We start from the raw sequence: 25,579 nt of genomic DNA on the forward strand, positions 1-25,579 counted from the left end.
GCGATGGGATCAGCGCGGTTTGCCTGATGGGCCGAGTCGCCTGCATCGGGGGCAAGCCCCCTCCCACATGGGTTCGGTGGCGTTGCTGGCTGTTGCGGTGAGCCTGGCCGGTTGTGCCGGTTTGCCAGATCAGCGTTTAGCCAACGAAGCCCTCAAACGCGGCGATACCGTCACCGCGCAGCAGAATTACCAGCAACTGGCAGACCTGGGCTACAGCGAGGCCCAGGTGGGCCTGGCCGATATCCAAGTTGGCACCCGCGATCCGGCGCAAATCAAGCAGGCCGAAGCCACTTACCGTGCGGCGGCGGACACTTCGCCCCGCGCCCAGGCGCGCCTTGGCCGCCTGCTGGTGGCCAAGCCCGGTGCCACTGAAGCTGAGCACCATGAAGCCGAAAGCCTGCTGAAAAAAGCCTTCGCCAATGGCGAAGGCAACACCCTGATCCCGCTGGCGATGCTGTACCTGCAATACCCGCACAGCTTTCCCAACGTGAATGCCCAGCAGCAGATCAGCAAATGGCAAGCGGCCGGTTACCCGGAAGCCGGCCTGGCCCAGGTGTTGCTGTATCGCACCCAGGACACTTACGACCAGCATCTGGATGACGTCGAGCGCATCTGCAAGGCCGCGTTGAACACCACCGATATCTGCTACGTCGAGCTGGCCACGGTCTACCAGAAAAAAGCCGAGCCGGAAAAACAGGCCGAGTTGCTCAAGCAGATGGAAGCAGGCTACAGCCGTGGCAGCGTCACCGCCCAGCGCGTCGACAGCGTCGCCCGCGTACTCGGTGATGCCAGCCTCGGCACGCCGGACGAAAAAACCGCCCAGGCTTTGCTTGAAAAAATCGCCCCTGCCTACCCGGCCTCCTGGGTCAGCCTGGCGCAACTGCTCTACGACTTCCCCGAAATGGGCGACGTCGACCAGATGATGAAGTACCTCGACAACGGCCGCGCCGCCGACCAGCCGCGCGCCGAATTGCTGCTGGGCAAGCTCTACTACGAAGGCAAGTGGGTGCCGGCCGACGCCAAGGCCGCCGAAGCCCACTTCGAAAAAGCCGTGGGCCGTGAAGTGGCCGCCGATTACTACCTCGGCCAGATCTACCGCCGTGGCTACCTGGGCAAGGTCTACCCGCAAAAGGCCCTGGACCACCTGCTGACCGCTGCGCGCAACGGCCAGAACAGCGCCGACTTCGCCATCGCCCAACTGTTTTCCCAAGGCAAGGGCACCAAGCCCGACCCATTGAACGCCTATGTCTTCAGCCAACTGGCCAAGGCCCAGAACACGCCAGAGGCCAATGACCTGGCTACCCAGCTCGAGGCGCCATTGACCCCTGAGCAACGCGCCGAAGGCCAACGCCTGGTGCAACAGGAACTGGCCGCCCGCGGCACCCTGGCCCAAAGCACGCTGCAACTGCACGCCCTGCAAGAAGAAGACGGCGAGGAATCCCTATGAAGCTCAACCCATTCGTCAAGGCCGGCATCGGCCTGACCTTCGCCCTGCTGTGGTCGTGCCCGACCCTGGCCGCGCTGACCGAAGCCAAGAACTTCGGCCTGGAGGTCAAAGCCACTGCACAGTCCGAAGATGACCGCGACCTCGGCACCCAGAAAGGCGGCGACGTCAACGGCATCGGCCTCGACCTGCGCCCGTGGATCTACGGCGAAAGCGGCGCGTGGAGTGCCTACGCCATGGGCCAGGCCGTCGTGTCCAGCGACATCATCGAGACCGACACCTTGCAACAGTCGGCCGATGACACCACCGAACAGTCGAGCAACGACGACCGCAAGGCCAAGAAAAACTACCTGGCCCTGCGCGAGTTCTGGGTTGGCTACAGCGGCTTCACGCCCTACCCCGGCGAGATCCTCAAGTTCGGTCGCCAGCGCCTGCGCAATGACGACGGCCAATGGCGCGACACCAACATCGAAGCGCTGAACTGGACCTTCGACACCACCTTGCTCAAGGCCAATGTCGGCGCCGCCGAACGTTTCAGCGAGTACCGCACCGACCTCAAGGAACTCTCGCCCAAGGACAAGGACCGCCAGCACTTCTACGCCGACGCCGCCTACCAGTGGACGCCGGGCCAGTGGATCGGCCTTCGCGGTCACCACACCCATGACGACGGCAAGCTCGACTACGCCGAACCAGGCGTGGCCACGGACCCGTTGGACAAACGCGAGAACGGCGACCTGACCTGGCTCGGCATCGAAGCCAACAGCGACGCCTACAACTGGCGCAATACCAACACCGTCAACTACTGGGCCAGCATCACCGGCATGCGCGGCGACCGCGACACCGTAAATGCCTTGAATGCCGACGGCACTCGTCCGACCAATGCCAAGCGCAGCGATAACGTGAGTGGCTGGGCCACCGACCTCGGCGTGCGTCTGCGTCTGGACCCGCAATGGCAAGTGGGCGCGGCCTACTCCCGCGCCAGTGCCGAGTACGAGCAGAACGGCCTGCAAAGCAACCGTTCGAACTGGACCGGCACCCAATCCCGCGTGCACCGCTTCGGCGAAGCGTATCGCGGCGAGATGAACAACATGCAGTCCATGAGCCTGTTCGGTTCCTGGCAGCTGCGCGAGGACTACGACGCCAGCCTGGTGTACCACAAGTTCTGGCGCGTGGACGGCAACAAGCCGGTGGGCAGCAACGGTATCGATGCAGTGCAGAACAACACCGATGACGTCACCGGCGCGATCCTCTCCAGCACGTCCCTGCCTCTGGAAGACGGTAAGAAAGACCTCGGCCAGGAGATGGACCTGGTGGTCACCAAGTACTTCAAGAAAGGCTTGCTGCCCGCCGCGCTGAGCCAGTCGATCGACGAGCCGTCGGCCCTGGTGCGCTTGCGTGCCGGCGTGTTCAAGCCGGGCGACGCCTATGGCAGCCAGGTCGACTCCTACATGCACCGCGCGTTTGTCGACGTGGTCTGGAAATTCTGATGGGAGCCTGCGCCATGAATGCTCAAAGCCTACTCGTCGCGGCAATGCTGTTGGCCAGCGCCACAGCGTTCGCCGATACGACGGCCAAGGCGCCGATCATCGCCAAGGAACTGCAACAGGCCAAGACCTACACCATTTCCAGCCCGCCCACCGCGCCGCTGGAAATGGCCAAGCCTGCCCTGCCGGACCTGTCGGGCTACACCGCCGCAGCCATGGAAAAGAAGATCGTCAAGACCAAGCCGGGCAAGATCAGCGTGCGCCGCATGATGCAGGAAGACGCGCTCAAGGACTTTATCGGTGGCGATAACAAGATGGCCGAATGGGTAGTGCGCCAGCACGGCATTCCCCAGGCGATCTTTGTCGACGATGGCTACATGAACCTCAAGGACCTGCTGGGCAAGGTGCCCAAGCAGTACTTCAGCGAAACGTCGCCGGGTGTCTTTTTGGCCAAGCTGCCGATTGTGGTCGGGCGCAAGGGCATCCTCGATATCGACAAAAATACCCAGGAATTGCGTCTGTCCCAGCAAGCCGGCTCGTTTTTGATCAACGACGGCCAGCTGTTTGTGCGCGATACCAAGGTCACCGGTTGGGATGAAAAAGCCAATGGCCCGGCGCTGTTCAAGTCGGCCAAGGAATTCCGCCCGTTCCTGCTGGCCTGGGGCGGCACCGAGACCTATATCTCCAAGACCAAGATGGCCAGCTTCGGCTACGCCAACAGTAAGTCCTACGGGGTGAGTATTTCCCAGTACACGCCGAACATGGCCAAGGTGCTCAAGCGTCCTGAGCCGACCGGCTGGATCATCGACTCCGAGTTCTCGGACATGTGGTACGGCTTCTATTGCTACGAGACCACGGGCTTCGTGATCAAGGGCAATACCTACAAAGACAACATCGTCTACGGCATTGACCCCCATGACCGTTCCCACGGCCTGATCATCGCCGACAACACGGTGTACGGCACCAAGAAGAAGCACGGCATCATCATTTCCCGGGAAGTGAACGACAGCTTCATCTTCAACAACCGCAGCTACGACAACAAGCTCTCAGGCCTGGTGATCGACCGTAACAGCGTGAACAACCTGATCGCCGACAACGAGATCTACCGCAACCACACCGACGGCATCACCCTCTATGAGAGCGGCGACAACCTGCTGTGGGGCAACAAGGTCATCGCCAATCGTCGCCACGGCATTCGTGTGCGTAACAGCGTGAATATCAAGCTCTACGAAAACACCTCGATGGCCAACGGCCTGACGGGGCTCTACGGCCACATCAAGGACTTGACCGACACCGACCGCGACATTGCCCTCGACCCATTCGACGCCAAGGTCTCGCTGATCGTGGTGGGTGGTGAACTGGCGGGCAACGGCAGCGGGCCGCTGTCCATCGATTCGCCGCTGAGTGTCGAGCTGTACCGCGTGTCGATGCTGGCGCCGACCAAATCCAGTGGCATCAGCTTCAACGGCATTCTTGGCGAGCGCCAGGAAGAAATTCTCGACTTGCTGGTGCGCCAGCAGAAAGCCGTGCTGATCGACCCTGTCGAACGCCAGACCGAAATGCAGGACTGAGGATGACCCTTATGCACCCACACATGATAAAACTGCTGAGCCTCTCGGGTCTGACCCTCGGCCTGCTTGCGGCCAGCCAGGGCGTGCGCGCCGACGAAGTCAAGGCGCCGACCTTCACCGCCGAGCCATGCTGCAGCCTGTGCCCGGCCGCCCATGACGCGAAGAACTACACCACGCGCTACCAGCAGAACTTCACCACTCTGGTACAAGCCCAGGGCGACTGGCTGTTTCGTACCCAGGAAGACCTGCGCACCGAATTCGACACCACACCGGCAGGCTACAAACGCATGCAGCAGTTGCACGATGCGTTCAAGGCCAAGGGCGTGGAACTGGTGGTGGTCTACCAGCCGACCCGTGGCCTGGTGAACCGCAACAAGCTCAACCCAGAAGAGAAAGCCAAGTTCGACTTCGACAAGGCCCTGACCAACTACAAGACCATGCTTGGCCGTTTCGCCAAGATGGGCTACGTAGTGCCGGACCTTTCGCCACTGACCAACGAGCAATTGCCAGACGAATTGCCGGCCCACGATTTCTACTTCCGCGGTGACCAGCACTGGACCCCGTACGGAGCCCAGCGCACGGCGAAAATCGTCGCGGCCAAGGTCAAGCAAATGCCTGAGTACGCCGAAATTCCCAAGCGCGAATTCGAGACCAAGCGCTCGGGCCGCATGGGCAAGACCGGCACCCTGCACAACATGGCCGGGCAACTGTGCGGCACCAGCTATGCGATCCAGTACATGGACCAGTTCACCACCGAGCCCAAGGGCGAAGCCGGTGACGGCGACCTGTTCAGCGATTCGGGCAACCCGCAGATTACCCTGGTGGGCACCAGCCACAGCGGCAAGAACTACAATTTCGCCGGCTTCCTCCAGGAGGAAATCGGCGCCGACATCCTTAACGTCGCCTTCCCCGGCGGTGGCCTGGAAGGGTCGATGATCCAGTACCTGGGCAGCGACGAATTCCAGAAGACTCCGCCGAAGATCCTGATCTGGGAATTCTCGCCGCTGTACCGCCTCGACCAGGAAACCATCTATCGCCAGATGATGGCGCTGCTGGACAACGGGTGCGAAGGCAAGACCGCGCAGATGTCCGCCAGCACCACCCTCAAGCCCGGCAAGAACGAGCTGATGGTCAACAGTGCCAACAAGGACCTGCGCAACGCCAATCACCAGGTCGATATCCGCTTCGCCGATCCGTCGGTGAAAACCTTGCAAGCCACCCTCTGGTATATGAACGGTCGCCACGAGGACATCAAGATCGAGAAACCCGAAACATCCGATACAGACGGGCGTTTCGCCTTTGAACTGCGCACCGATGAAGACTGGGCCTCGCAGAACTTGCTGGCCGTGGAAGTGCAGGGCCCGGAACAGGGTGCTGCCGCGCAGAAGGTCGAAGCGAAAATTTGCACACGCAACGTATTCCCAGCCGGCGGTCAACAAACCGCTTCAACCGGGCAATGAGGTTACTTATGCAAAAGTTATTGATTCCATCGTTGCTGGGCCTGGCGATCTTCGCCGGGGCCGCCAACGCCGCCGCGCCACTGCGTCCGCCTCAGGGCTATTTCGCACCGATCGAAGCGTTCAAGACCGGCGACTTCAAGAATGACTGCGACGCCATGCCAGCGCCGTACACCGGTTCGCTGCAATTTCGCAGCAAGTACGAAGGTTCGGACAAGGCGCGCTCCACGCTGAATGTGCAGTCCGAAAAGGCCTTTCGCGACAGCACCGCCGACATCACCAAGCTGGAAAAAGACACCAGTAAGCGCGTGATGCAGTTCATGCGTGACGGCCGCCCCCAGCAGCTCGAATGCACGCTGAACTGGCTGGTGTCGTGGGCCAAGGCCGACGCGCTGATGTCCAAGGACTTCAACCACACCGGCAAATCCATGCGCAAATGGGCACTGGGCAGCATGGCTTCAGCCTATGTACGCCTGAAATTCTCCGAGTCGCAGCCGCTGGCCAAGCACCCGCAGGAATCCCAACAGATCGAAGCCTGGTTCAACAAGCTGGCCGACCAGGTGGTGAGCGACTGGGACAACCTGCCGCTGGAAAAAACCAACAACCACTCCTACTGGGCCGCCTGGTCGGTGATGGCAACCTCCATCGCCACCAACCGCCGCGACCTGTTTGATTGGGCGGTGAAGGAATACAAGGTCGGCGCCAACCAGGTCGATGACCAAGGCTTTTTGCCGAACGAGTTGAAGCGCCAACAGCGCGCCCTGTCGTATCACAACTACGCCCTGCCGCCGCTGTCGATGATCGCCAGTTTTGCCCTGGTCAACGGCGTGGACCTGCGCCAGGAAAACAACGGCGCGCTCAAGCGCCTGGGCGACAAGGTGCTGGCCGGGGTGAAAGACCCGGAGATCTTCGAGCAGAAGAACGGCAAAGAGCAGGACATGAAGGACCTCAAGGAAGACATGAAATTTGCCTGGCTTGAGCCCTTCTGCACGCTCTACACCTGCGCGCCGGATGTGATCGAGCGCAAGCATGAGATGCAGCCGTTCAAGACGTTCCGCCTGGGTGGCGACCTGACCAAGGTCTACGACCCGGCGCACGAAAAAGGCAAAAAAGGTTCCTGAGCAAACGCGGTAAAAAATGTGGGAGGGGGCTTGCTCCCGATGGCGGTGTAACAGTCGCCATCTGTGCTCAATGACACACCGCTATCGGGAGCAAGCCCCCTCCCACATTTGAAGCCGGTTTCGTCAGTAGAAATGCAATACAACCTCCCCCGAAATCGTGGGGGGGTTTGGGGGGGCTCTGGCCCTTGACTGTTGGTTAAACATGGAGAGATCGGGATGGTTTTCTCGTCCAATGTATTCCTGTTTCTGTTCTTGCCGATCTTTCTCGGCTTGTACTACTTGAGCGGGCAACGCTATCGCAATCTGCTGCTGCTGATTGCCAGCTACGTGTTCTACGCCTGGTGGCGAGTGGACTTCCTGGCGCTGTTCGCTGCCGTCACGCTATGGAACTACTGGATCGGCCTCAAGGTCGGTGCCGCCGGCGTGCGTACCAAGCCGGCGCAGCGCTGGTTGCTGCTCGGCGTGGCAGTCGACCTGTGCATCCTCGGCTACTTCAAGTACGCCAACTTCGGCGTCGACAGCATCAACGTGATGATGAAGTCGGCGGGCCTGGAGCCTTTCATCCTCACCCACGTGCTGTTGCCGATCGGGATCTCGTTCTACATCTTCGAGTCCATCAGCTACATCATCGACGTGTACCGTGGCGACACCCCGGCGACCCGCAACCTGATCGACTTCGCGGCGTTCGTGGCGATCTTCCCGCACTTGATTGCCGGCCCGGTGTTGCGTTTCCGTGACCTGGCCGACCAGTTCAACAACCGCACCCACACCCTCGACAAGTTCTCCGAGGGCTGCACGCGGTTCATGCAGGGTTTCATCAAGAAAGTCTTTATTGCCGACACCCTGGCGGTGGTGGCCGACCATTGCTTCGCCTTGCAAAACCCCACCACCGGCGACGCCTGGCTGGGTGCACTGGCCTACACCGCGCAGCTGTACTTCGACTTCTCCGGCTACAGCGACATGGCCATCGGCCTGGGCTTGATGATGGGTTTTCGCTTCATGGAAAACTTCAAACAGCCGTACATCAGCCAGTCGATCACCGAGTTCTGGCGGCGCTGGCACATCAGCCTCTCTACCTGGCTGCGTGATTACCTGTACATCACCCTGGGCGGCAACCGCAAAGGCACGCTGACCACCTACCGCAACCTGTTCCTGACCATGCTGCTCGGTGGCCTATGGCACGGTGCCAACATCACCTACATCGTGTGGGGCGCCTGGCACGGCATGTGGCTGGCAATTGAAAAAGCCATCGGCCTGAACACCGCGCCGCGCAGCTTCAATGTGCTGCGCTGGGCCTTCACCTTCCTGCTGGTGGTGATGGGCTGGGTGATCTTCCGTGCTGAAAACCTGCACGTCGCCGGGCGTATGTACGGTGCGATGTTCAGCTTTGGCGAGTGGTCGCTGTCGGAACTCAACCGTGCCAACCTCACCGGGCTGCAAGTGGCGACCCTGGTGGTGGCCTACGCAACCCTGGCGTTCTTCGGCCTGCGCGACTTCTACACCAATCGCCCGGCCCAGAAAACCAAGCCGGCCGATCCGAGCCTGATCAAGGCGGTGCCTGGCGACAACCCCGGCAGCATCCACGAGCCTGGTTTCAGCGTGGGCCGTGACGCTGCCGTGCAACCGGCCTACTGGACCGCTGACTGGCCACGCTACGCCATGCGCGCCGCGGTGCTGCTGCTGTTCGTAGCGTCGATCCTGAAACTGTCGGCGCAGAGTTTCTCGCCGTTCCTTTACTTCCAATTCTGAGGGAGCCGACCATGACCCGTTCATTACGCGTCCTCTATATCAGCCTGTTCATGGTGCTGTTGCTGGCCCTGGGCGCCTGGTCGCTGCGCAGTTTCCTGGGCTTCAGCACCAACGCCGATGCGACCGTGCTCAACGGTCGCTGGACCAAAGCCGTCGAGACCCATTACGACGACGAGTTCCCGATCAAGCGCATCGGCACCAACCTGTGGGCAGCGCTGGACTACAAGCTGTTCAATGAAGGCCGCCCTGGGGTAGTGCTGGGCCGCGATCACTGGCTGTACAGCGACGAGGAGTTCAACCCCGCCGTCAATGAAGACCAGAACCTGGAGGGCAACTACGCCCTTGTCGAAGGCGTGCGCCAGAAGCTCAAGGCCCAGGGCATTCAATTGGTAATGGCGATCGTGCCGGCCAAGGTGCGCCTGTACCCGGAACACCTGGGTGAGGTGAAACCGGCGAGCATTCACGCCAACCTGTACCAGGACTTCCACGCCCGGGTCGCCGCCGACAACATCCCGGCCCCCGACCTGCTCGGGCCGCTGCAACAGGCCAAGCTGGGCGGCAAGCAGGTATTCCTGCGCACCGACACCCACTGGACGCCGGATGGCGCGGAAATCGCCGCCAAGCAACTGGCGAAAACCATTGCCGACAAGACCCCGCTGAGCGGCGAGCCGCAGCGTTTTGTCACCGAGGCCGAAAAGATCGAGCCACACAAAGGCGACCTGCGCTTGTTCCTGCCCCTGGACCCGCTGTTCGAAAACCTGATGCCACCTAAAGAGCCGCTGGAAAAACGCGTCACGCACCTGGCCGAAACCAAAGGCGACGACGCGCTGTTCAGCGACAGCGAAACCCCAGTGGCACTGGTGGGCACCAGCTACAGCGCCAACCCCAACTGGAACTTCGTCGGCGCCCTCAAGCAAGCCCTGGGCAGTGACGTGGTCAGCTACGCCGAAGACGGCCACGGCCCGATCCTGCCGATGCTCAGCTACCTGAAAAGCGACGACTTCAAGAACAACCCGCCCCAGGTGCTGATCTGGGAATTTCCCGAACGCTATCTGCCCGTAAATAACGAAATCGGTGATGCCGACCCATCGTGGGTTGCGCAGCTTAAACAAGCCGGTTCGCGCCAACAGAACATGGCAAGCAACACACCTAAATCCGAGACGCCCGACCGGGCGCAAAACTGAAAGAGAGGTAACTCACATGACTTTCACTACTACTCCGCGTCGTCTCGCCAAGACCCTGGCCATCGCTGCCGGCTTGAGCTTCGTATCGATGTCAGCCTTCGCCGGTGGTGACGCCGCCCTGTACGGCCCAACCGCGCCAAAGGGTTCGAGCTTCGTGCGCATCTACAACGCCAGCAACCAGGAAGTCAGCGCCACCGTCGGCAGCACCAACCTCAGCGACGTGGCGCCATTGGCCAGCAGCGACTTCAGCTTCATGCCGGGCGGTGACTACAGCGCCAAGGTCGGCAGCCAGACCGTGCCGGTCAAACTCGCTGCCGATCACTACTACACCCTGGTCAATAACAGCAGCGGCCAACCGCAGTTGATCGAAGAGCCGCCGTTCAAGAACAAGCAGAAATCCCTGGTACGCGTGCAGAACCTCAGCGACAAGGCCCTGACCCTGAAAACTGCCGACGGCAAGACCGATGTGGTCAAGTCGGTGGCCGCCAAGGGCCGTGGCGAGCGCGAGATCAACCCGGTGAAGGTGAGCCTGGCGCTGTATGACGGCGACAAGAAGGTCGGCGATGTGAAGCCGGTTGCGTTGGAACGTGGTGAAGCAGCAGTGCTGTACGTCACCGGTTCCGGTTCGAGCCTGTCGCCAGTCTGGGTGAAACGCCCGGTGTCGACCCGCTGAATGAATTTTCCTGGTCGGCTGCGGCCGGCCAGGATACGAGACAAAAACAAGAGTGAAACGACAAACCTTCGTAGCTCTGACCCAAACTGATTCAAGGAGAAACACCCATGATCCCAGTAATCCTTTCCGGTGGTAGCGGCTCACGTCTTTGGCCGCTTTCGCGTAAACAGTTCCCCAAGCAGTTCCTGGCCCTGACCGGCGAGCACACGCTGTTCCAGCAAACCCTGGAGCGCCTGGTGTTCGAAGGCATGGACTCCCCTATCGTGGTCTGCAACAAAGACCACCGCTTCATCGTCAATGAGCAACTGAGCGCACGTAAGCTCGAATGCCAACGCATCCTGATGGAGCCCTTTGGCCGCAACACCGCACCGGCCGTGGCCCTGACCGCGATGATGCTGGTTAACGAAGGCCGCGACGAACTGATGCTGGTGCTGCCCGCCGACCACGTGATCGACGACCAGAAAGCCCTGCAACGTGCCCTGGCCCTGGCCACCGTGGCGGCCGAGCGTGGCGAGATGGTGCTGTTCGGCGTACCGGCGACCCGTCCGGAAACCGGTTACGGCTACATCAAGTCCACCAACGACTCGCTGCTGCCCGAAGGTGTGAGCCGCGTGCAGCAGTTCGTGGAAAAACCCGATGAAAAGCGCGCCATCGAGTTCGTCAAAAGCGGTGGTTACTTCTGGAACAGCGGCATGTTCCTGTTCCGTGCCAGCCGCTTCCTTGAAGAGCTGAAAAAGCACGATCCGGACATCTACGACACCTGCGTACTGACCCTGGAGCGCAGCGAGCAGACCCACGACACCGTGACCTTCGACGACGCCACCTTCGCCTGCTGCCCGGACAATTCCATCGACTACGCAGTGATGGAAAAAACCCAGCGTGCCTGCGTGGTGCCATTGAGCGCCGGCTGGAGCGACGTGGGTTGCTGGGCCTCGCTGTGGGCGGTCAATGACAAAGACGCCAACGGTAACGTCAGCAAAGGCGACGTGGTGATCCAGGACAGCCGCAACTGCATGGTGCATGGCAACGGCAAACTGGTGTCGGTGATCGGCCTGGACAACATCGTGGTGGTGGAAACCAAGGACGCGATGATGATTGCCCACAAGGACAAGGTCCAGGGCGTCAAGCAGATGGTCAACACCCTCAACGAGCAAGGCCGCAGCGAAACCCAGAACCACTGCGAAGTCTATCGTCCGTGGGGCTCCTACGACTCGGTGGACATGGGCGGGCGCTTCCAGGTCAAGCACATCTCGGTCAAGCCGGGCGCGTGCCTGTCCCTGCAGATGCACCACCACCGTGCCGAACACTGGATCGTAGTCAGCGGCACCGCCGAAGTCACCTGTGACGAGAACGTGTTCCTGCTCTGCGAGAACCAGTCCACCTACATCCCGATCGCCTCGGTGCACCGCCTGCGCAACCCGGGCAAGATCCCGTTGGAGATCATCGAAGTGCAGTCGGGCAGCTATTTGGGCGAAGACGATATCGAGCGCTTCGAAGATATCTACGGTCGCTCGACGCCAGTTGAACGTGGCGTGTCGGTGAAAACTATCGCGCAATAAAACAGTCGTACAAGAAGCCTTCACCCAGCCCATTGCGTCCCCTATCCGCAGTGGGTTGGGTGGGGGCTTTTTGCTTCCACGCTCTACGTGAAAGCAGCCGCCATGTACTTACAATTTAAGCGGTGTTTTCCCATGGGAAATGACACGATCAACTAACTCACCGTTTGGCCCGCCCCGGTACTTCAACGGAATTTCAAACGGTATATCCACATAAAAAATATGCGGGTTATTTGGGCTTTGGATGACATTCAAACCCGAGGTATTGACTTCATAGTAGTGCGACATTTTATCCAGCGCATTGCCATGTTTACGCTTTCCGAAGATGGTTTCGGAAATCTGCTTGGTCGGCATATCCCCTGGCGCCAAGTCCGTAAAGTAATGCCTGCCTCGCTTGCCGGGAAGAGGTTGACCGCTCAAGTCTGAACTTGAAGGCGAAAGACTTTGATCGGCCGTTATCGCGGCATGCGGCTTGGCCCCGGTGTAGTGATAAAAAACATTTTTACCTTTGACCGGCGGCTCCATCAGCGCTTTTTCGCCCGGGAAACTTTCAGGCACCCTGGGTCGCTTGGAGGCCGGTAGGCCATTTGTCGCGCTACTCGTGCCGGCGCCGGTTGTAGAACTGCCCTGGCTCGCCGGGCGTTTGGTACCCTGGGAAACCGTCGTAGGTTGTGGAGCCCCACCTGGCAATCGGCTCGATCGCCATCCACCATTACCGTCCGACTGCAGAAACGCCCGTACCCGATAGAGTTTTGGCGCGGTCGAGGGCATGCCGGGATCGATGATCGCGACTCGCCCATCGCGCGCATGGAAGGCCGAGTCAATCTGATACACCCTGCTGACCTGGGTATCGTCGGTAAAGCGCACGTACCAATTGTCGCCGACGTTGTAGGTGCCGTCGGGCCTCAACGGCCGGCCTTTGATGACATCGTCCGACACAGCAATGGCACTCAGGTTGAGGTTTTGGCTCGCGCCGGCCGCTGACGCAGGCACACTACCTGACGTATGTAACGGGATCACTGGAGCAGGTGCCCTGCTGGTCAATGGGCTCTTGGGGACCGGCCGCAACGGCGCGACACGAACGTTGGGGGTACCAGAGGCAGCCACACTGAACTCCGAATAAACCCCACGCAGTAGCCCCGGTTTCTTGATCAGCCGTGGCAGGATTCGGGCATTGGCGCGCAAGGTCGTCAAGGCTGCTTTACCTAAGCGCACCCCCATCGACACGCCTTTGCCGAGCACAGGCAACAAGTCTGCAAAGATCATCGCCACTTCAATACCGAATAGAGCCTTGTTGATTTTCGATTGAGTCGCAACCTCGGCGCTACTGACGGATTGATGGTCAGCATGGTCGATGAGCGATTTTACTTTTTGCTTGTACAGTTCCTCCTGGAAGTTGCCATCGATGGGCTTGAGTGTCATGCGAGCACTCGTCAACTTGAGCATGTCGATGAGCAGTCCGACGGTGCGCACTGGATTCTTCGTCGCATCGAACGCATACGACCTGATGGCCTCGCCAGCTTTGACCACATCATTTTTATCGATCGGTGATGTCCTGCTCGCGCTGTAAAGCCTCCACTCCTTTTTATCCATCAAGGCATTCAAAGCTTCTTCATCGGCCACTTCGCGAAAGGACACACCGTCGGGCGCATCCGGCGTGTACAGCACCAGCTGTTTGTCTGTCTGGTTGCCAATCACCATGACGCCCTGAACCGGCAACCCACGCTGGACAAGCGCATTGACGACAATGTTTTTTCCATCGACCTGAGGCCGGTCGGCCGGATCTGGATGATCAAGAACAGCCGCAACCCACTGCGCGCCCCGTTTGGAACTCGTGTCGAGGATCGCTGGCGACGTGTAGGCATCGGGGTTGAGTGATCCCAGAAAAGCTTCTTTATCCAGCGCGTCACTCAGGCTGGCTTTCCATGCTTTGCGCAGCTCACCCGCAGCACCCTCCTGGGTGTCCGTGGCCAACTGTTCTTTAAGCAATCGGGTATACCCTCCCCCCACATCAGTGGTGTTGACCAACGCTTTGAGCTGCTCGGTATCCAGAATTACGGGCTTGCCTTCAGCATCCAGGATCGGGTTGCCCTGGGTGTCGGTCAGCGGCAATGTGTACGTGACTTGAGTGAACCGGCCCCTCTCAATGGCTGGAAATTCGCTGGGGTTTTTCAGTGCCAGATCCGTCAGCGACATACTTGTGTTGTTGAAGCCGAGTGTATGGGTACTGCCTCGTCCGCCACTCTGCAGACTCGACCTGGTTTTCACCTGCACCATCAACTTGTCCGCATTCACCTGCGCGCTCGGGTACAGCTTTTTGATTGCTTCGTTTATCCGGTCTCGGGCAAAGACGTTCAAAGCAGGAAGTTTTTCCAGCATCGATGCCAGCGCACGTGTGCTAATTGCCTCGGAGTGCTCCAGAAAATCAAAGAGAGTTTCTTGCTCCGGGGTCAAATTTTTGAGCCACTCAGGCGCCAGCTTATCAGCCAGTTTTTCATCCCGCGCCAACATAGCATTGTCACCACTGAGCAGGTACGACCAATCAGCGGCACTATCGAAAGCCTTCCATGCTCCCGGGTCCGTCGCTGCGCGGGAAAAGTTCGCGTTGATTTCCTCCTCCTGGCGCTTGAGCATCCGGGAAATGCCCTCGCCCAGCACATCCCCTGCCAAGGGTTCGACGCTCCACATCAAATCATCGCCAGAGGGTGGCTCGGTCTTGTTTTGCAGCGCCAATGGCAGCGTTTGCCGCAATAGATCAGCATTGGGGCCCGCCGCATCAAGACGCTGCGCAAGTACCTGGCGTGCCTGGGCAGGTGTAGCGAACTCTTCGAACCCTTCACTTGGGGTGTACAGCACAACCGGCCCGTTTGCATCATTGAGAGGCAGGGTCCGGCCTTTCGCCCAGGTGGGAGGCGTCGCCTCGGACCCGTCAGTACTGGTGATGAGGAAGCTGCCCGCCATCAAGGCGCCGCGCTCAGTGCCATCATCCATGGTAAGCGGGTAGACACCCGGGCGTGCATCATTGGGAAAGGCCGCTTCCCGTTCGGCCAGCGTGGGGTACTGCAATGCGGCGTCGATCAATCGCTTGCTCGCCGCGCTCAGTGTTCCATCACTCACACGCAACGCGGCGAGGGTCGACAGTTGTTGCTTATGCAGAGCCAACAACTGATTCTGAGGAGACTCCAGAACGTTGGGGTCTCGCAAAGTCGGGCGAGGTGTTGTCCAGAATGCCTGAAGGGTCGGCGCAAATTGCGTGACAATGCGCCGGGCAATCGTATCCAGCGTGAGCTGCACATTGACGCTGACACTCTCGGAGCCGTCTGAAGCACGGGTAAATATGCCGAACTGTTCGGCGCTGTCTGCCTCGTCCTTCTGGTCAGGATCGGTCAACAGGCTCACCACCTTTCTGCTCAAGGCGTCCCGTAGTGGCTCTGAAGACAGCGTTTTCACCGTGCCATCGCTCTGCGTGATCCAGCGTTTGAACGTCAGGTCTTTTAGCCTCAGGGACGGCTGGTCCGGGACCATTTGGCCTAGTTGCTGGCGCAGGAAATCATTGAAACTCGGTTGCTCACCATGCAAACGCTGCATGTCGCGGGTTAAAAAGGCATGTTGGGTGACGAGTGCCTCCTGATCGGTGACCTTGAATTGCCGTACTAGCTGCGGATACTCCACCCTGACAGGTGGTATGCCGGGCGAACTGGGAACAGAAGTGCCAGCGGGTGCGTAGGTTAAAACCGGCGAAATAGGCACGCGATTGTGCGAGTCCGCGTCATTGGCAGTTTCAGCGTTGCTGACCAATTTGGCTGCAAATGCGTCTGTGGTGTTGACGCTTTGCACGGAAAGAAGACGGGGCGAATTCGGGGTAGGTCCCAACATAAAATGAGCCTCATAGGGAAGTGTGAATGTTGTCGCTACACTCCCTGTAGGGCGTCAGATGTGTGAGCGTTCAAGGCGCAGTGGTTCCGCTGGAAATGTAAGCTCAAGTACCCGATCGCGGTCACACCTACGCTTAAGTTAGGATGCTCGTTCCCTATTCGAGGTGGTCTCCATGTTCTTCGGCGTTCTCCTGATCATCACCTGGCTGGTTCTGCTGCTGCGCTATCCGGCCAAGGCGCTGCCGGTATCGCTGGCCGCTGCCGTCGGCCTGGGTTTCATCGCCGTCTGGGTCGTCTGGCTGGACAACCGCGAGGCCGCGCAATTGGCTCGCCTTGAACTACGCATTACTTACGCCCCGCAGGAATGCCCGGCCGACCGTCCTTTAAAACTGACCCTGAACAACGGCAACGACGTACCGCTGACCGAACTGCGCTGGCGCGTCGCGGCCTATGCGCCGGGGGACACCGTCAACCTGGCCGACAACGTCTACGCCGCGCCACGCTATCGTGGCCCCGGCGAATTGCAGGCCGGCGCCACCTGGGACGATTGCCTGCCCACCCCGCCACTGCGCCCCGGCTATCGCCCGCAAACCCTGGAATTTCGCGCCGAGCACCTGCAAGGCAGTTTCTCGGACTGACAAAGGATGAATCCATGCCCAACGTACTGATCACCGGTTGTTCCAGCGGCATCGGCCGCGCCCTCGCCGACGCGTTCAAAGCCGCAGGCTTCAACGTGTGGGCCAGCGCTCGCCAGCCCGATGACGTCGCCGCCCTCGCTGCCGCAGGCTTCAATGCCGTGCAGTTGGACGTCAACGACAGCGCCGCCTTGCAACGTCTGGCCGAGCAATTGGGCGAGCTGGATGTACTGGTCAACAACGCCGGCTACGGCGCCATGGGCCCGTTGCTCGACGGCGGCACCGAAGCGATGCAACGCCAGTTCCAAACCAATGTATTTTCCATCGTCGGCGTGACCCAGGCACTGTTCCCCGCCCTGCGTCGCAATAAAGGCTTGGTGGTGAATATCGGCAGTGTTTCCGGAGTACTGGTCACACCGTTCGCCGGCGCCTACTGCGCGTCCAAAGCGGCTGTACATGCCTTGAGCGATGCCCTGCGCATGGAATTGGCACCTTTTGACGTGCGGGTAATGGAAGTACAGCCCGGCGCCATTGATACCCGCTTCGCGAAAAACGCCGGGGCTCAGGCCGAACTGTTGATCAACGAAAAGTCACCCTGGTGGTCGTTGCGCGAAGGCATTCGGGCACGCAGCCAAGCCTCCCAGGATAAACCCACCCCGGCCAGTGAATTTGCCGCGGATGTGCTCAAGGCCGTGCAGCGAGCGCAGCCACCGCGTCTGTTGCGTTCAGGCAATGGCAGCCGGGCGTTGCCGCTGATGGCGGCGTTGTTGCCCAAGGGGTTGCTGGAGAAGGTGTTGAAGAAGCGTTTTGGGTTGGGTGGTGTGTTGTAAGCAAGCGTGAAGCCTACCTGCCAAAATCCGGGATGAGTGCCATAATCGCCGCCTGCCTCTTGAAACTGACTGGCCCCACAAGGGTAATGCGATGGAAATCAGAAAAATTCGACTGAATAACGTCGGTCGTTTTGCCGACTTGGAAGTCGCCTTTGCGCCTACCGAAAAGCATGCGTCGAAGGTGACGGTGTTTGTGGGGAACAATGGGGCGGGGAAGACGACGATTTTGAAGTCGATAGCCACGTCGTTAAGTTGGCTGGTTGGCCGCATTCGCACCGACAATGGCGGCGGCAGTCCCATCCAAGAGGATGTGGTCACTAATGGTGAGCGATTCGCGACAATCGAGGCTGAAGTCAGCGGTATAACTCACCCGTCAGCATCAGCCTCGGCGACCTATTCATGGACACTTGCTCGCACCTTGCGGGGCCATAAAGCAAAGGTAAATAGCTCTCTTACTAAATTAACTGAGCTGGCTGAACTCTATCGCGTTCATCTAGGGTTGATTGATGGCAGCGGCTCACTTCCCCTAGTGGCCTTCTACCCTGTCGAAAGATCTGTCCTTGACGTTCCACTAACAATCCGAAAATCCGAAAATCCATTCGATCAGTTTGATGGATACGAAAACGCTCTAAATGGTGGCGTAGATTTCGGACGGTTTTTTGAATGGTTCCGTGACAGAGAAGATACTGAGAACGAGCAGGGCATATCCTCAGCCGTAATGGAACAGCTGGAAAAAATCTCCAGTACGGATGAAAAACTGGTATCTGAGCTGAAAAATATGCACCTAGCATCACGTGATCCTCAGCTAAATGCCGTGCGGACCGCCGTCAGCAAGTTTATGCCTGACTTTAGCAACCTTAGAGTCCAGCGAAAACCTAGATTGCATATGGCTATCGACAAGCTAGGCAATACACTCAGTGTTTCTCAACTTTCTCAAGGGGAAAAATCACTGATGGCACTTGTCGGCGACATTGCTCGCCGCTTGGCACTCATGAATCCCTCATTGAAGAATCCGCTTGAAGGCACTGGTGTCATCCTAATCGACGAGGTCGACCTTCATCTGCACCCTCAATGGCAACGCCGCCTAATCCAGCAACTCACTGAAACCTTCCCCAACTGCCAATTCATCCTGACGACCCATTCCCCATTGGTGATCAGCGATACCAAGAACGTCCTGTGCTATGTCCTCGACGATGGCGAACTGGAGGAGCGCACCGGCCTATACGGCCTTGATGCCAATCAGGTACTGCTCAGCGTCATGGACACAGATATACGCAACAGTGAAGTTCAGTCTCGACTGGATCGCTTGCTGGAGTTGCTGCAAGAAAAAAAGCTGAAAGAAGCCAATGCACTGTTCGAAGAGCTGTCCACTGACCTGCCCCCTGGCCATATCGAACTGACCAAAGCCGCCCTTCTGATCCGCAAGCTGGAGTTGCGCAGTGCGTAAGATCATAAAAGGAAATGAACCAGCAGAATTGACGAAATGGATGCGCGACAATCCGAAAGGTCGCTACTGCGACCTAACCCACGAAGAAAGAAACAGTATTCGCCAAGCCTGTATCGAAGAGCAGCATGGTTTGTGCGCGTATTGCTGCCATGCAATTACCCAAGAGACTGCCCATAACGAACACGTTGCGGCCCGGGAGACCCACCCCCATCGGACGCTCGATTATTCAAATATCGTCGCCAGCTGCAACCGCAGCAAACAGTGTGGCAAAGCCCATGCACATCAGACATTGCCACTGACATCCTTGATGGACGAATGCGAAACCGAACTGAAGTTTTATCTATCAGGCCGTGTGGAGGGTTTGAGCCCCAGGGCGATCACGTCCATCCAAGTGCTGAACCTTGGCGACTGCCGTGAAAACAATCGCACGCTGTTCAGCGCCAGAAAATCCATTCTTGATACGCTGCTCTTCGACTACGGAATGGAAGGCAATGACCTTGAAGCCGAAGACGGCGAGCTTCTGAAGATGCTACTGGAAGACTTAAGACTGCCCGATGCGCACAATCGGCTGAAGCCTTTTGCCCCCATCCTCGTAAATGTCATCCGTCAACTAACCAACTGATACCAACCCTTCATAAAATCAATAAACGCCCGCACTTTCAGCGGCAAATGCCGCGTATCCGGATACATCGCATAGATCCCTTGCGGCGCAAAGCGATGGTCCGCCAGCAGGCGCACCAGCCTGCCTGCGTCCAGATCATCCTGCACCAGCCATTGCGGCAGAATCGCCACACCGTGGCCACGCACGGCAAACGCCTGGAGCACCGCCGCACTGTCGGCCACTAACGCGGCGGGACCGGCACGGTATTGGTGCCCATTGCCGGCGGGGTCGGTCACGCTCAATTCGGTCAGGCGACCATGGCCCAGCCTGGGCACCTGTTCCAACTCATCCAGGGTCTTAACGCCTGCAAACGCTGGCGCCGCGACGGCGAACGCGTCAAACGTCGACAACTGCACGGCGCGGTGATTGGAGTCCAGCAAGCGACCCAGGCGAATCGCTACGTCAAAACGCTCGGAAATCAGATCGGCATGGGTGGAGGATGTGGATAAGTGAATATTCAGGTCCGGGTGCAGGCGGCGAAAGGCTTCTACCGCCGGGGCGACCACGGCCAGGGCATATTCCACGGTGGTGGTGATACGCAAGGTGCCCTTGAGTTGAGCGTGTTCGGAGCGGGCTTCTTCCACCGCCAAACGGGCCTCTTCAAGCATGCGGGTGCAGCGCAGGTAGAAACGTTCGCCGGCATCGGTGAGCGCCAGCTGGCGGGTATTGCGGGTCAGCAGGGTGACGCCCAGTTCTGCCTCCAGGCGCTTGAGGTTGAAGCTGACCACGGCGCGCGTCTGGCCGAGCAGGTCCGCGGCGGCCGTGAGCGAGCCCGCCTCGACCACGGCCTTGAAGGTGTCGAATCGGTCCAGGCTGACCATGGGCCACGTCCTCCGTTGTCAAAATATTTTTGACAAACTAACAGCCAAACCGACGTATCTCAAACGCTACGCCCGCCCTACCCTGCACGCTTCATTCGCAGGATAGCGTTCATGAACTACTGCTCGAAAGTCGCCTGGATCTTTTTACTGGGCTTCGCCCTGGACCTGGTGAACATGTTTGTCGCCACCGTCGCCTACCCGGATATCGCCCGCGAGCTGCACGCTTCGGTCACGCAACTGGCGTGGATCAGCAATGCCTACATGCTCGGGTTGACGGTGATTATTCCCTTGAGTGTATGGCTGGCGGCAATCATGGGCGAGCGCACACTGATCGCTACCAGTCTGCTGCTGTTCGCAGGAGCCTCGGTGATGGTCGGCCAGGCCGGTTCCATCGATGCGTTGATCGGCTGGCGCGCTTTGCAGGGACTCGGCGGCGGCTTGTTGATTCCGGTGGGGCAAGCCATGGCCTACCGGCACTTTCCAGCGGCCGAGCGCAGCCAGTTGACGGCGCGGGTCATGTCGGTGGCATTGCTGGTGCCGGCGCTGTCCCCGGCGTTGGGCGGGGTGATTGTCGACAGCCTGTCCTGGCGCTGGATTTTCTACGCCAACCTGCCACTGGCCTTGATCACCCTGCTGCTGACACTCCTGTGGATAAAACCCGATGTGCCCACAAGCACGCGCCCGCCCCTGGACCTGGGCAGTATTTTCAAACAGGCCGCCAGCCCGATGCTGCGCGTGGCGATGCTGGTCTACCTGTGCATTCCCGGGGTATTTATCGGCACCAGCCTGATTGCCATCCTCTATGTACGCGGCCTGGGGTATGACGCTACCCAGACCGGCGCACTCATGTTGCCCTGGGCCCTGGCCTCGGCCATGGCGATCTACCTGAGCAAGCAACTCTTCAATCGTTGTGGTCCGAAACCCTTGCTGGTGGCGGGCATGACGCTGCAATGCGGCGGCATCCTGTTGCTCAACGAGCCGGCCCTGATCATTGCCGCCTATGTGTTGATGGGCCTGGGCGGCAGCCTGTGCAGCAGCACCGCACAGACCCTGGCCTTTCTGGATATCCCCGCCGAGCGCATGGGCCACGCCAGTGCCTTGTGGAATATCAACCGCCAAGTAAGTTTCTGCGTAGGTGCCGCCGTGCTCAGTGCCGTGCTGTCGACCTTGGATTCCTTCGCCATAACCTTCACGATGGCGGCAGCCTTGACCCTGTTGCCGCTTTTCGCAGTGCTGCGCCTGGATGCGTCCAGGGTACGCAGCCTGCTTCACCCTTCCAGCGAGCCCAAGCATGATTGACTACAGTGATTTTTTTGAAGAAGTGATCCAGACCCACGTCGAGATCGAGCAATGGTTTGCCGGTGTTGCGCCTGAGGGCACGCTGCAAAACCTGCTGGCGCGCTTCTCACCCGAGTTCAGCATGATCGCGCCCGCCACCGGCACGCGGGTCAACAGGGCCGGGGTCAATGCGTTGTTCACGCGCCTGGGCGGGATGCGCCCGGGGTTGAAAATCACCTTGAGTGAAATGACCGGAATTGACCGGCATGCGCGGGGGGCTACGGTGACTTATCGTGAGCATCAAGTGGATGACAGTGGTACGCAGACGGATCGACGGGCCACGGTGGTGTTCGAGAAGCAGGCCAGTGGTGCGCTGTTGTGGCGGCACTTGCATGAAACGTTTATCAAGGCTTAACGCGGGTCAAAATGTGGGAGGGGGCTGCCCCCGATGAGGGAGTGTCAGTAAGCACATCTGTGACTGACCCACCGCCATCGGGGGCAAGTCGAATCGTCGCACCGCCCCTCCCACATTTGAATCTCCCACAGTTTTTAGTTTTGTGTTGGGTTGACGATCACGGTGCAGGTGATGCCAGCCGCCAGCAGCACGCCCTCGGGCACTTCATCAATGTGAATGCGCACCGGCACGCGCTGGGCCAGCCTCACCCAGTTGAACGTGGGGTTCACATCGGCAATCAGCTCGCGGCTCTCAGGGTTGTCACGGTCGTAGATACCGCGGGAGATGCTTTCCACATGGCCCCTGAGGGTCTCGCCGCTCATCAATTGCATATCGGCTTTATCCCCGACTTTGACGTGGGGCAACTTAGTTTCTTCAAAGAAGCCGTAGACCCAGAAGGAATTCATATCCACCACAGCCATCTTCGCCTCGCCGATACGCGCATAGTCGCCGCGATGCACGTTGAGGTTGGTGACGTAGCCGTCCACCGCCGCCAGCACGCGGGTGCGTTTCAGGTTGAGTTCGGCGGCTTCCAGTTGCGCCAGGGCGTGCTGGTAATCGGCCAGGGCCGAGTCAGCGATATTACTGGCGTCGTCGCGGTTTTCCCTGGAGATCACCAGGGCGTCGAGGTCGGCGCGGCGGTGGGCGTTGAGCTTGCGCATCTCCCAGGTAGCCTTGCGTGAGGCCACCAGCGATTGAGCTTGCTTGACGGCAATGCGGTAGTGCTCGGGGTCGATCTGCATCAGCAGGTCGCCTTTTTTCACCAACTGGTTATCGCGTACCGGCACGTCCACCACCTCGCCGGTCACGTCAGCCGCGACGTTGATAATGTCGGCGCGCACGCGGCCGTCGCGGGTCCATGGCGTTTGCATGTAGTGCACCCACAACGTGCGGCCAATCCAGATCGCCAAGGCCAGAACCAGCAAGGTCGCGAGCAGGCTGAAAAACTTTTTCATCGGGGCATTCTCAACGGTAGACGCTCAGCGCCAGGGCGCCGAACAAGCAAGCGAACAGGCTCAGGCGCAGCAACGCCGGGTGCCAGAAAAACCGATACAGGTCGAACCCGGCCAGGAAGCGATCAATCGCCCAGGCCAACACCGCGGCGATCAGGAACATCAGGGTCATGGTCGGCATATAGATGCCATGAAATGCGATTTCACGGGGCATTCGAGGCTCCTTTTAGGGCCGCCAGTGGCGATTGCGGGTCGAGCAGCGAAGTGCGGATAAAGTGCAGGTAGCTCTTCACCCGGCGCAGGGCCGAGGTATCGAAGTGCGGGGCGAAAGGTTCATCGGTGGCCTGTACGCGGCTGATCGCATGGTCGACGGCGATCAAGCCGCGCTCCAGGTTGCTGGCGCTGGGTTGCAGGAACAAGCGCACCAGCGAACGGCCCATCACACGGATTGCCTGGCGCCACGGCTGGGACTCGGCATACGCCGGGTGCACCGGCAGGATCGCTTGCTCCTTGCGCAGCTCGATGATCGCGTGGCCGACCTCCAGCACGACGAACATCCAGCGCAGCAAGTCGCGCTGCACCTGCGGCTGGCCGACCGCGAGGCCGTAGGCCTGGTGCAGCAGGTCGCGGGTGCGGCTTTCAAAGCTCGAAGTCAGACCCTTGAGCTTGGCGCTGATCGCATATACCACCTGCTCACGCAGGTCCTGCTCCAGGCGGCGCCACAGCCAGCGGCTGTTGGGCGGCAGGATGATCGCCCCTGCCGCCGCGCATACCAGCATGCCGATGACCATGGCGATGTAGTCGTTGATAAAGGTGTAGGGGTTGTAGACCGTGAGGTTGTCCGGCACCGAGCCGGTGCTGAAGAAAATCAACAGCCCCACACCGACACCGGCGTACCTGGGGCGGGAAGAGAGAAAGGCCCCGAAGATGATCACCGGTGCGAGCATCACGCACAGCAACGGGAAACCGTCGATCCTGGGGAACACGAAGAACATTTCGACAAAGCCAACCAAGGCGCCGATCAAGGTGCCGCAGGCCATCTGGAACGCCATGCGCTTGGGGTTGGGTGTGGCGGCGGAGAGGCCCACCGTGGCCGCTGCGATCAAGGTCATGGTCGCGCCACTGGGCCAGGCGGTGGCGACCCAGTAACTGCCCAGTACGACAAGGATAAATGAGGCCCGTACCCCGGCGGCGGCGCAGGCCAACCAGTTGGTTTTTGGCGTGTAGGACTCGTGCCAGTCTTCCCGCGCATGGTGGTGGTCGGCCAGGGACGCGTGGGTTTGCGCGTAGTTGTGCAGGTCGTCGACGAAGCGGTACAACAACTCGTAGGCCGTATGGAAATCCAGTTGCTCGGCTTCGGTAGGGTTATCGTCCTGGAAGCTCGCCCGCAGGCTGCGCACCTTGGCAGGCAGGCCGTCCTTGTAGGCGCTCAGTTGATTGACCAGGCGTGCGGCATCCGGGCTGGTGAGGGCGCGACCGGAGAAGCTGTCGAGCACTTCGGCCAGGTCTTGCAGGCCGGGTTTGATCGCTGCGACCACATGATCAGCCTCATCGGCACGCAAGCGTTCAAGCAACTGGTGCAGGGCGTTGAAGCGCGTGGTGATGCTCATGAATTCGCTGTTGAGGCGACTGAGTCGCCCATTGCGCCGACGCATGTGCGGGTCTTCAAACACGGTGACGCTGCGCAAGCCTTCCAGGCCCACGGCTTCAGCGATAAAGCGTACGTTGCTGGCCTCGAAATGCTCGCGCTGGCTGCGCCCACGCAGGCCGTCGGTGACAAACAGCGCGAACACGCCAAAGCGCTGGTACAACGCGTTACGCATGGCCGCGCTGGAGGTCTGCGGCAGGATGGCCGCGCTGACCAGCGTCGAGCACAGAATCCCCAGGGAGATTTCCAGCACCCGCCACACGGCCGCCATAAAGGCGCCGTCCGGGTGGGCCAGGGCCGGCAGGCCGACCATCGCTGCGGTGTAGCCGGCGAGCACAAAGCCATAGGCGCGGAAGTTGCGGTTACGTGTGGCGCCGGCGGTACAAATGCCCACCCAGATCGCCAGCGCGCCGAGGAACAGTTCGGTGTTCTGCGCAAATAAGGCAATCAGTAGCACCATCACCGCCGACCCCGCCAACGTGCCGAGGAAGCGGTAGAAACTTTTGGCGAACACCTGGCCGCTTTGGGGCTGCATTACGATAAATACGGTGATCATCGCCGTGCGCGGTTGCGGCAACTCCAGGCGCATGGCCAGCCACAGCGTGAGAAACGCAGCGACCAGCACCTTGAAGATATACACCCAGGTCACGCCGTCGCTGCGTGCCCAGTCGAAAAAGCCACGGCGCCACTCAAGGGAATGCAGCCAGCGCAGCGGTGCAGGCAAGGGAGTCATCAAAT

At 59.8% G+C, this 25,579-nt stretch carries 20 protein-coding genes; 15 read left to right on the plus strand and 5 right to left on the minus strand.

Annotation, left to right across the window (positions count from 1 at the left end; all coding sequences use genetic code 11):
• The first annotated feature begins 67 nt into the window (after positions 1 to 67).
• The 9 genes from algK (at position 68) to ASD70_RS01250 (ending at position 12,242) form a co-directional block, all read left to right on the plus strand.
• Positions 68 to 1,447, plus strand: a complete 1,380-nt coding sequence (algK, locus tag ASD70_RS01210) for an alginate biosynthesis TPR repeat lipoprotein AlgK (protein WP_056845480.1) — start codon at positions 68 to 70, stop codon at positions 1,445 to 1,447.
• Positions 1,444 to 2,931: an alginate export family protein gene (locus ASD70_RS01215; RefSeq protein ID WP_046070997.1), complete on the plus strand. Its 1,488-nt coding sequence runs from the start codon at positions 1,444 to 1,446 to the stop codon at positions 2,929 to 2,931. Before algK ends, ASD70_RS01215 begins: the two co-directional genes overlap by 4 nt.
• Positions 2,931 to 4,499 carry a mannuronan 5-epimerase AlgG gene (gene algG / locus ASD70_RS01220; RefSeq protein WP_056845481.1) on the plus strand — a complete coding sequence of 523 codons (1,569 nt, stop codon included), beginning with the start codon at positions 2,931 to 2,933 and terminating at the stop codon, positions 4,497 to 4,499. Before ASD70_RS01215 ends, algG begins: the two co-directional genes overlap by 1 nt.
• Positions 4,500 to 4,510: 11 nt before the next feature.
• On the plus strand, positions 4,511 to 5,959 hold the full coding sequence (locus tag ASD70_RS01225) for an alginate O-acetyltransferase (protein ID WP_046072649.1): 1,449 nt from the start codon (positions 4,511 to 4,513) through the stop codon (positions 5,957 to 5,959).
• A gap of 8 nt (positions 5,960 to 5,967) precedes the next feature.
• On the plus strand, positions 5,968 to 7,077 hold the full coding sequence (locus ASD70_RS01230) for a mannuronate-specific alginate lyase (protein ID WP_081214400.1): 1,110 nt from the start codon (positions 5,968 to 5,970) through the stop codon (positions 7,075 to 7,077).
• A gap of 216 nt (positions 7,078 to 7,293) precedes the next feature.
• Positions 7,294 to 8,826 carry an MBOAT family O-acyltransferase gene (locus tag ASD70_RS01235; RefSeq protein WP_056845483.1) on the plus strand — a complete coding sequence of 511 codons (1,533 nt, stop codon included), beginning with the start codon at positions 7,294 to 7,296 and terminating at the stop codon, positions 8,824 to 8,826.
• A gap of 11 nt (positions 8,827 to 8,837) precedes the next feature.
• Positions 8,838 to 10,010 (plus strand): alginate O-acetyltransferase, encoded by a 1,173-nt coding sequence (locus ASD70_RS01240; protein WP_056845484.1) that lies wholly within the window; start codon positions 8,838 to 8,840, stop codon positions 10,008 to 10,010.
• 16 nt (positions 10,011 to 10,026) lie between these two features.
• Positions 10,027 to 10,683, plus strand: coding sequence for an alginate O-acetyltransferase AlgF (locus ASD70_RS01245; RefSeq protein WP_043049782.1), 657 nt, complete (start codon positions 10,027 to 10,029; stop codon positions 10,681 to 10,683).
• A gap of 107 nt (positions 10,684 to 10,790) precedes the next feature.
• Positions 10,791 to 12,242: a mannose-1-phosphate guanylyltransferase/mannose-6-phosphate isomerase gene (locus tag ASD70_RS01250; protein WP_046070992.1), complete on the plus strand. Its 1,452-nt coding sequence runs from the start codon at positions 10,791 to 10,793 to the stop codon at positions 12,240 to 12,242.
• Between the two features lie 108 nt (positions 12,243 to 12,350).
• Here ASD70_RS01250 and ASD70_RS01255 read toward each other — a convergent pair whose 3' ends face one another.
• The gene (locus ASD70_RS01255; protein ID WP_177342307.1) at positions 12,351 to 16,115 is read right to left on the minus strand and encodes a dermonecrotic toxin domain-containing protein; all 3,765 of its coding nucleotides are present in this window, start codon (positions 16,113 to 16,115) and stop codon (positions 12,351 to 12,353) included.
• Positions 16,116 to 16,287: 172 nt separating this feature from the next.
• Here ASD70_RS01255 and ASD70_RS01260 point away from each other — a divergent pair, with 172 nt between their 5' ends.
• The 4 genes from ASD70_RS01260 to ASD70_RS01275 all read left to right on the plus strand — a co-directional run bounded on the left by ASD70_RS01260 (position 16,288) and on the right by ASD70_RS01275 (position 19,648).
• Positions 16,288 to 16,752, plus strand: coding sequence for a hypothetical protein (locus ASD70_RS01260; RefSeq protein ID WP_046070991.1), 465 nt, complete (start codon positions 16,288 to 16,290; stop codon positions 16,750 to 16,752).
• 14 nt (positions 16,753 to 16,766) lie between these two features.
• A complete protein-coding gene (locus tag ASD70_RS01265; RefSeq protein WP_046070990.1) occupies positions 16,767 to 17,579 on the plus strand; it encodes an SDR family oxidoreductase in 813 nt (270 codons plus the stop codon).
• A 91-nt stretch (positions 17,580 to 17,670) separates the two neighbouring features.
• Entirely contained in the window at positions 17,671 to 19,026 is a 1,356-nt protein-coding gene (locus tag ASD70_RS01270; protein WP_046070989.1) for an AAA family ATPase, read from the plus strand.
• Positions 19,019 to 19,648: a retron system putative HNH endonuclease gene (locus ASD70_RS01275; protein WP_046070988.1), complete on the plus strand. Its 630-nt coding sequence runs from the start codon at positions 19,019 to 19,021 to the stop codon at positions 19,646 to 19,648. The genes ASD70_RS01270 and ASD70_RS01275 overlap by 8 nt, the downstream gene beginning before the upstream one ends.
• Here the strand turns inward: ASD70_RS01275 and ASD70_RS01280 are convergent.
• Complete coding sequence (locus ASD70_RS01280) at positions 19,633 to 20,508, minus strand: LysR family transcriptional regulator (protein WP_056845485.1); 876 nt, start codon at positions 20,506 to 20,508, stop codon at positions 19,633 to 19,635. The two genes, ASD70_RS01275 and ASD70_RS01280, sit on opposite strands and share 16 nt — an antisense overlap.
• A gap of 111 nt (positions 20,509 to 20,619) precedes the next feature.
• Here ASD70_RS01280 and ASD70_RS01285 point away from each other — a divergent pair, with 111 nt between their 5' ends.
• Both ASD70_RS01285 and ASD70_RS01290 read left to right on the plus strand, forming a co-directional pair.
• Positions 20,620 to 21,807: an MFS transporter gene (locus tag ASD70_RS01285; protein WP_046070986.1), complete on the plus strand. Its 1,188-nt coding sequence runs from the start codon at positions 20,620 to 20,622 to the stop codon at positions 21,805 to 21,807.
• On the plus strand, positions 21,800 to 22,201 hold the full coding sequence (locus ASD70_RS01290) for a nuclear transport factor 2 family protein (protein ID WP_043049775.1): 402 nt from the start codon (positions 21,800 to 21,802) through the stop codon (positions 22,199 to 22,201). The genes ASD70_RS01285 and ASD70_RS01290 overlap by 8 nt, the downstream gene beginning before the upstream one ends.
• Positions 22,202 to 22,335: 134 nt before the next feature.
• Here ASD70_RS01290 and ASD70_RS01295 read toward each other — a convergent pair whose 3' ends face one another.
• Genes ASD70_RS01295 through ASD70_RS01305 form a run of 3 tightly spaced genes read right to left on the minus strand, consistent with a single transcriptional unit; the run spans position 22,336 to position 25,574 of the window.
• Positions 22,336 to 23,196 carry an efflux RND transporter periplasmic adaptor subunit gene (locus ASD70_RS01295; protein WP_056845486.1) on the minus strand — a complete coding sequence of 287 codons (861 nt, stop codon included), beginning with the start codon at positions 23,194 to 23,196 and terminating at the stop codon, positions 22,336 to 22,338.
• Between the two features lie 10 nt (positions 23,197 to 23,206).
• A complete protein-coding gene (locus ASD70_RS01300; RefSeq protein WP_046070983.1) occupies positions 23,207 to 23,407 on the minus strand; it encodes a DUF1656 domain-containing protein in 201 nt (66 codons plus the stop codon).
• Positions 23,397 to 25,574, minus strand: a complete 2,178-nt coding sequence (locus tag ASD70_RS01305) for an FUSC family protein (RefSeq protein WP_046070982.1) — start codon at positions 25,572 to 25,574, stop codon at positions 23,397 to 23,399. The genes ASD70_RS01300 and ASD70_RS01305 overlap by 11 nt, the downstream gene beginning before the upstream one ends.
• Positions 25,575 to 25,579 lie beyond the last annotated feature (5 nt).

It is taken from the genome of Pseudomonas sp. Root569 (genome assembly GCF_001427465.1).
GTDB classification, from domain to species: Bacteria; Pseudomonadota; Gammaproteobacteria; order Pseudomonadales; family Pseudomonadaceae; genus Aquipseudomonas; species Aquipseudomonas synxantha.

What these genes read in the sequence shown, in the direction of transcription:
- algK (WP_056845480.1), top strand. Translation starts at nt 68, where the DNA reads ATGGGTTCGGTGGCGTTGCTGGCTGTTGCGGTGAGCCTGGCCGGTTGT.
- ASD70_RS01215 (WP_046070997.1), top strand. Translation starts at nt 1,444, where the DNA reads ATGAAGCTCAACCCATTCGTCAAGGCCGGCATCGGCCTGACCTTCGCC.
- algG (WP_056845481.1), top strand. Translation starts at nt 2,931, where the DNA reads ATGGGAGCCTGCGCCATGAATGCTCAAAGCCTACTCGTCGCGGCAATG.
- ASD70_RS01225 (WP_046072649.1), top strand. Translation starts at nt 4,511, where the DNA reads ATGCACCCACACATGATAAAACTGCTGAGCCTCTCGGGTCTGACCCTC.
- ASD70_RS01230 (WP_081214400.1), top strand. Translation starts at nt 5,968, where the DNA reads ATGCAAAAGTTATTGATTCCATCGTTGCTGGGCCTGGCGATCTTCGCC.
- ASD70_RS01235 (WP_056845483.1), top strand. Translation starts at nt 7,294, where the DNA reads ATGGTTTTCTCGTCCAATGTATTCCTGTTTCTGTTCTTGCCGATCTTT.
- ASD70_RS01240 (WP_056845484.1), top strand. Translation starts at nt 8,838, where the DNA reads ATGACCCGTTCATTACGCGTCCTCTATATCAGCCTGTTCATGGTGCTG.
- ASD70_RS01245 (WP_043049782.1), top strand. Translation starts at nt 10,027, where the DNA reads ATGACTTTCACTACTACTCCGCGTCGTCTCGCCAAGACCCTGGCCATC.
- ASD70_RS01250 (WP_046070992.1), top strand. Translation starts at nt 10,791, where the DNA reads ATGATCCCAGTAATCCTTTCCGGTGGTAGCGGCTCACGTCTTTGGCCG.
- ASD70_RS01255 (WP_177342307.1), bottom strand. Translation starts at nt 16,115, where the DNA reads ATGTTGGGACCTACCCCGAATTCGCCCCGTCTTCTTTCCGTGCAAAGC.
- ASD70_RS01260 (WP_046070991.1), top strand. Translation starts at nt 16,288, where the DNA reads ATGTTCTTCGGCGTTCTCCTGATCATCACCTGGCTGGTTCTGCTGCTG.
- ASD70_RS01265 (WP_046070990.1), top strand. Translation starts at nt 16,767, where the DNA reads ATGCCCAACGTACTGATCACCGGTTGTTCCAGCGGCATCGGCCGCGCC.
- ASD70_RS01270 (WP_046070989.1), top strand. Translation starts at nt 17,671, where the DNA reads ATGGAAATCAGAAAAATTCGACTGAATAACGTCGGTCGTTTTGCCGAC.
- ASD70_RS01280 (WP_056845485.1), bottom strand. Translation starts at nt 20,508, where the DNA reads ATGGTCAGCCTGGACCGATTCGACACCTTCAAGGCCGTGGTCGAGGCG.
- ASD70_RS01285 (WP_046070986.1), top strand. Translation starts at nt 20,620, where the DNA reads ATGAACTACTGCTCGAAAGTCGCCTGGATCTTTTTACTGGGCTTCGCC.
- ASD70_RS01290 (WP_043049775.1), top strand. Translation starts at nt 21,800, where the DNA reads ATGATTGACTACAGTGATTTTTTTGAAGAAGTGATCCAGACCCACGTC.
- ASD70_RS01295 (WP_056845486.1), bottom strand. Translation starts at nt 23,196, where the DNA reads ATGAAAAAGTTTTTCAGCCTGCTCGCGACCTTGCTGGTTCTGGCCTTG.
- ASD70_RS01300 (WP_046070983.1), bottom strand. Translation starts at nt 23,407, where the DNA reads ATGCCCCGTGAAATCGCATTTCATGGCATCTATATGCCGACCATGACC.
- ASD70_RS01305 (WP_046070982.1), bottom strand. Translation starts at nt 25,574, where the DNA reads ATGACTCCCTTGCCTGCACCGCTGCGCTGGCTGCATTCCCTTGAGTGG.